The sequence below is a fragment of the Cellulomonas endophytica genome (assembly GCF_004123805.1).
GTDB lineage: Bacteria > Actinomycetota > Actinomycetes > Actinomycetales > Cellulomonadaceae > Cellulomonas > Cellulomonas endophytica.
On sequence record NZ_RWJX01000162.1, the window covers coordinates 1 to 1,604 of the forward strand.

Below are 1,604 nucleotides of genomic sequence, written 5' to 3' on the forward strand. Positions count from 1 at the left end.
GACGTCGTCATCACCATGGGCTGCGGCGACGCCTGCCCCTTCTACCCGGGCAAGCGCTACGAGGACTGGGTCCTGGAGGACCCTGCCGGCCAGGGCCTCGAGGCGGTGCGCCCCATCCGCGACGAGATCCGCACCCGCATCACCACGCTCCTCGGCGAGCTCGGCGTCCAGCCCGTCGCCGACGCCGCCACCCGGTGAGCGCCGGGGACACCCCTGCGCTGAGCCGGCGGCTGCTGGCCGAGCTCGTCGGCACCGGCCTGCTGGTGACCGTGGTGGTGGGCTCCGGGATCGCCGCGCAACGCCTGTCGCCGGACGACGTGGGGCTGCAGCTGCTACAGAACTCGCTGGCCACGACCCTGGGTCTGACGGTGCTGATCCTGCTGTTCGGGCCCGTCTCCGGAGCGCATTTCAACCCGGTCGTGTCGCTGGCAGACTGGTTCGTCGGCCGTCGCACCCGCGGTGGCTTGAGCGGCCGGGAGGTCGCCGGTTACAGCGCCGCCCAGGTCGTCGGCGCGCTGGCCGGGTGCCTGCTGGGCGGCGCGATGTTCGAGGCTCCCGTGGCCCTGTCCGGGACCGAGCGCGCGGGCATGGGCCTGCTCGTCGGGGAGGTCGTGGCCACCGCGGGCCTGGTCGCGCTCATCCTGGCGCTGGTCCGCACGGGCCGTGGGGTCCTCGCGGCACCGGCAGTCGGCGCCTACATCGGGGCGGCGTACTGGTTCACCTCCTCGACCTCGTTCGCCAACCCCGCCGTGACGATCGGCCGCACCGTCACCGACACCTTCGCCGGGATTGCACCGACCTCGGTGCCCGGCTTCGTGCTGGCCCAGCTGCTGGGCGCGGCCCTGGGAGTCGGCCTGGTGGCCGCCCTGTACGGCCTCCGCGCCCTGCCGGCCGAGGCCGTGGTGGTCCCTCGCGCCGGGACTCGCGTCGACACCACCGGGGGCCGACCGTGAGGCGTCCGACGGTGCTGTTCGTGTGCGTCCACAACGCCGGCCGTTCCCAGCTTGCTGCCGGGCTCGCGGCCGCACGGGCGCAGGGCGACGTCGAGGTGCTCTCGGCCGGCACCGAGCCGGATCCGGAAGTCTCGCCGCAGGTGCTGGCGTCCCTGGCCGAGATCGGCATCGATCGCAGCTCCCAGGTTCCTCAGGCGGTCACGTCCGACCTGCTCGCGCAGGCCGACGTGGTGGTCGCGCTCAAGCCCGGCCTGGGCCTGGTGCACCCGCACGTGCAGACCTGGCCCCTGCCCGACCCGGCCGGCTGGGACCTCGACGGCATCCGTCCCCTGCGCGAGCACCTCGACCGACGGATCCAGGCCCTCCTATCGCAGCTCGTCACGACGGAGCCCCGCCACGGAGAGACCTCGGCTCCCTAGTCAGCACGTCAACGCCAACCGCGCACCACCCTGGCGGGCAGGTCCTCTTGGTAGCAGTTGTGGTAGCAGTTCGACGTCGTCCGAGCTGATACGGCGCTGGACGGAATGTCGTCGCCAGACCCCTGACCTGCGGAGACGAACGTCCGAGCATCCTCGAAGAGGTCGTCCACGGCACTTGGAAAGCGTGTTGGGGTAACACCCTCGGGGGTTCGAATCCCCCATCCTCCGCCGG

3 protein-coding genes are annotated in these 1,604 nt (G+C 72.4%); all 3 read left to right on the forward strand.

Annotated features, from left to right (window positions below):
• The coding region (locus EJA20_RS18450) for a low molecular weight phosphatase family protein (protein ID WP_476727341.1) at positions 1-198 on the forward strand (198 nt) is incomplete at its 5' end.
• Positions 195-953 (forward strand): aquaporin, encoded by a 759-nt coding sequence (locus tag EJA20_RS18455; RefSeq protein ID WP_129339949.1) that lies wholly within the window; start codon positions 195-197, stop codon positions 951-953. The genes EJA20_RS18450 and EJA20_RS18455, both read left to right, overlap by 4 nt.
• Entirely contained in the window at positions 950-1,372 is a 423-nt protein-coding gene (locus EJA20_RS18460) for an arsenate-mycothiol transferase ArsC (protein ID WP_129339950.1), read from the forward strand. Before EJA20_RS18455 ends, EJA20_RS18460 begins: the two co-directional genes overlap by 4 nt.
• The last annotated feature ends 232 nt before the right edge of the window (positions 1,373-1,604 follow it).